The following is a 3,450-nucleotide window of genomic DNA, read 5'->3' as shown; positions in this document are numbered from 1 at the left end:
CAGCAGGAATACTTTTTTGCATTCTTCGGGCATCGATTGGATGATTTCTTCTATTTTCTTTTCCAGTTCCGATAAGACGATCTGTTCGAACATCTCTTGATCCGGGATGTAACAGCTCGACGAGCCGATTTCACTTTCAAGGCTGAATACTTCCGCTTCTCTGGACCGGCTTCGTAAGTAATCGATGCATTTATTGTGAACGGAGGTGAGCAGATAGGATTTTACAGAAGTTGAAATGATCAGTTGTTCTCTTTTTTCCCAAATAGACATCATTACATCTTCCACTATGTTCTGGCTGATATAGTAATCTTCTACATATTCATACGCAATAGCGCCCATCAAGGCATAATAATGATCAAAAATGAATTTATATGCATGATGGTCCCCTTCTTTGAGCTTCTTTATCAGTTGCGCATTGTGCATGAAAAAACGGTCTATTGAGGTTTGTTTATATTTCTAACAGGCTTAATCCTACTCCTTTCACGGTTTTGATATTTACAGACGGATCTTCCGCGAACAGCTTTCTTAGTTTGGTGACAAATACATCCAGGCTGCGTGAAGCGAAGTAATCGTCCTCCGTTCCCCAGAGTTTTTCAAGGATGGTTTCGCGTTTCACTACTTCGCCTTTCTTTTCGCAAAGCATTTGCAATAGTTTTGTCTCGCGGGCTGTCAGTGTTTTATTGGTACCCGATGCGTGTTTCAGGGTAGCATGCTCTGCATCCAGCGTATAGTTCTTTCCTATTTGATAGATACCTTCCGCCATGACCGGTGTTTTCGGGGCCGGTGTTGCGGCGGGTGCTTTCTGCTTCATTTTCATTAAAGCCTGTACGTGTGCATTCAGCTCTTCGGGGAGAAACGGCTTTTTCAGGTAGTTGTTGACTCCCAATTCGTAACCTTTCACCACATCCTTGGGTGAAACACGTCCCGAACTGAAAAGGATAGGGGTATCCGGATCGGTTTCACGAATACGTTTTACCATCTCGTAACCATCCATAACCGGCATTTCGATGTCCGAAACGATTACGTCCGGTTGCCATTCCTGCCACACTTTCAGTCCTTCTTCTCCATTGGCGGCATCTTTTATTTCGTATCCGCCGATCATGTCTTCAAGTCCTCCCCGGATGATGTATCTCAGGTTGGCATCGTCTTCAACCAATAATAACTTTATCATGCTGTTTCTCCGTTATGTTGTGGAATGTTTATCGTAAATTTGCTGTATTCTCCTTCTATGCTTTCCAGCTTTACGCTGCCGTGGTGTGCTTCGACGACATGCAGGACATAGTTCAGCCCGAGTCCGAAACCGGAAGCACCTCCTTTGCGGTTGCGTATCACGGCCGAAGCGCGTTCGAATTTCTCGAAAATCTTTCCTTGCTCTTTCAAGGGGATGCCCATACCGTTGTCTGTTACGCTGATATGGGTATATCCGTCGGTGGAGGCAGAAGAGGATATTTTTATCTGCACACTCTCACCCGAATATTTGATGGCATTGTCTATCAGGTTACTGAGGGCCTCTTTTAGGAATTCTTCGTCAGCGTATGCTTTTTCTTCTTGCAGGTCAAGAACAAATTCCACTTGCTTTTCTGCCTTGGCGGTGAACTTCTCGATCAGGTCTTCGATGATCGGGCGCAGTTCCACTTCTGTTTTCTCAAGTAGCAGTTTTCCTTCTTCCAGTTTCGATAAGGTCAGTACTTTGTTGACCAATGCCAGCAGATGTTCCTCTTCGTCTTCCATGATGTCGAAGTACTTCTCTTTCCGTTCCGGCTTATCGTCGAGTTTTCCACTGCGCAGGATACGTGTGCCCATGAGGATGGAGCTAAGCGGTGTTTTCATGTCATGAATCATGGCATACGAGAAGTCTTCACGTATTTTGGCTATTTTGTTTTGTTTCGCAATCACTTTGATTTGTTGCACCAGGCAATAGATGACGATGAACAGAAGGAGTACGGTTCCTATAAGGAACATACGCATCTGCAGGATGATCATTTTATAAGGATTTTCAATGGTAGCCTGTATACCTTTGGAGAAATCTTCCCGGATAGGGTAGATTTGTGTCTGCATCTTGCTGTGGAGCCGGACGAGATTGTTGTCCTCCGCGAAATCTTCTACGTATTTGTAATGGGCAGAGTCTATTGCAATGGAGTCGATGCGGAAGCGAAGCTTTCCCAGATTGATTTTATCCAGTTCTTCCCGATAACATGAATCCAGTAGTTGATAATCGAGCGGAATGTTGTATTGGTGATGAATGCAATGCAAAGCGGTCACCAAAATCAATCTGTCGGCCAAATCATTCTTTGCACGTACTTTGGTAGAATCGAGCTGGAGTACGGTGCCATTGGGGATATTGTTTTTAAACCGATCGCTGGTCCGTGAGGACTCCTGTAACTGCGCTTCCAGGAAAGCGTTGTTTATTTTGTCGTATAATTCATTCTCCAACAGATGGTAGGAGTTGGAAAACCACATTCCCTGTAATGCCATTACCGCAAGGATGGCAATGACAGTAATATAACGAAATAGCGGTTTATTCATACTTTTGTCTTTTAATTTGCTGGCAAATATAACAAATTTCTTCGTTAACGTAACGTTAACCTAACGATAACGTTGTAATAACATTCTTTTTGCAAGCCGCGCCTTACCTTTGTATCATCCGGAATCAGTGATAGGACTGTATGAAGAGTGAAATGTTCCGGTCGGTAGGATCAGAAAGAATGCGATGAGAGAAGACGATACGGAATATGAAAAATCTCCGGTGACTGTGAGCCGTGGCATGAGTGGGACGCAAATCACACTTTGCATGGTTTCATGCGCTTATTCGTTCATAATGTATGAATGGGTTCGCGCACTCTTTTTTCTGCTTTTCTCTAAAAAAGGGAAACGGTCGGTTTCTTTCAGGATGAGAGGACGTTGCCTGTCTGCCCGTTGTCTATGTTGTGAATATCTGCGTGTATGGCAATATGTGGTCGTTTCCTTGATGCCTGCTGTTCTTCTGGGCGTGATTCCTTTGTTTTATGCTTTGCTCTCCGGCAGATATCTGTTACTCCCGGTTGCTGTCCTGTTTCTATTGATGGGGGCGAATGATTATAAGACTGTCTGGCTGCTTCGATATTTTGAGGCGGGGCATTGGGTAAAAACGACCCTGCACCCCCGGGATGCTGATAACAGATGATAGCATGACGGGGATGCAGGGGGATGAATTATCTTCTCATAAACTTGATGGTAGTTGTTTTCGTTTTGGCGATATACAGGCCGGCATGCAAGTGTTGTACGCTAATATGACTTTCACTTGAAGTGAGCAGGGGCATACCTACACTGTTGTATATAGTCACGGTTTCCTGTTCCGGGTTATTGATGAATCCGTTGAGGTATCCGATTCGGGCGGTGGCTGCGCTGTTTTTTATGCCTACCGGTAATTTGGATGCATAATCGTAATATACGTTCGGGTTCAGCAGATAA

General features: G+C 44.4%; 5 protein-coding genes. 1 reads left to right on the top strand and 4 read right to left on the bottom strand.

Annotation, left to right across the window (positions count from 1 at the left end; all coding sequences use genetic code 11):
- From QVP90_RS18590 to QVP90_RS18580, 3 genes are all read right to left on the bottom strand, one after another.
- Nucleotides 1-423, bottom strand: a 423-nt coding sequence (locus tag QVP90_RS18590) for a sigma factor (protein ID WP_288204915.1), incomplete at its 3' end; no start/stop codon positions are given.
- 25 nt (nucleotides 424-448) lie between these two features.
- Nucleotides 449-1,171 carry a response regulator transcription factor gene (locus QVP90_RS18585; protein ID WP_021937254.1) on the bottom strand — a complete coding sequence of 241 codons (723 nt, stop codon included), beginning with the start codon at nucleotides 1,169-1,171 and terminating at the stop codon, nucleotides 449-451.
- Nucleotides 1,168-2,526 carry a sensor histidine kinase gene (locus QVP90_RS18580; protein WP_005928454.1) on the bottom strand — a complete coding sequence of 453 codons (1,359 nt, stop codon included), beginning with the start codon at nucleotides 2,524-2,526 and terminating at the stop codon, nucleotides 1,168-1,170. Before QVP90_RS18580 ends, QVP90_RS18585 begins: the two co-directional genes overlap by 4 nt.
- A 184-nt stretch (nucleotides 2,527-2,710) precedes the next feature.
- Between QVP90_RS18580 and QVP90_RS18575 the strand changes: the two genes are divergently transcribed.
- Nucleotides 2,711-3,163, top strand: coding sequence for a DUF3267 domain-containing protein (locus tag QVP90_RS18575; protein ID WP_007479724.1), 453 nt, complete (start codon nucleotides 2,711-2,713; stop codon nucleotides 3,161-3,163).
- 28 nt (nucleotides 3,164-3,191) lie between these two features.
- On the opposite strand, the gene QVP90_RS18570 is transcribed toward QVP90_RS18575, so the two are convergent.
- Nucleotides 3,192-3,450 (bottom strand): T9SS type A sorting domain-containing protein (locus QVP90_RS18570; protein ID WP_288204914.1); only part of this gene is annotated, 259 nt, incomplete at its 5' end.

Origin of the sequence: Bacteroides sp. CAG:189 (assembly GCF_000432295.1) — a bacterium.
GTDB classification, from domain to species: Bacteria; Bacteroidota; Bacteroidia; order Bacteroidales; family Bacteroidaceae; genus Bacteroides; species Bacteroides salyersiae.
This window is presented reverse-complemented; position numbering and strand designations above follow the sequence as displayed.

What these genes read in the sequence shown, in the direction of transcription:
- QVP90_RS18580 (WP_005928454.1), bottom strand. Translation starts at nt 2,526, where the DNA reads ATGAATAAACCGCTATTTCGTTATATTACTGTCATTGCCATCCTTGCG.
- QVP90_RS18585 (WP_021937254.1), bottom strand. Translation starts at nt 1,171, where the DNA reads ATGATAAAGTTATTATTGGTTGAAGACGATGCCAACCTGAGATACATC.
- QVP90_RS18575 (WP_007479724.1), top strand. Translation starts at nt 2,711, where the DNA reads ATGAGAGAAGACGATACGGAATATGAAAAATCTCCGGTGACTGTGAGC.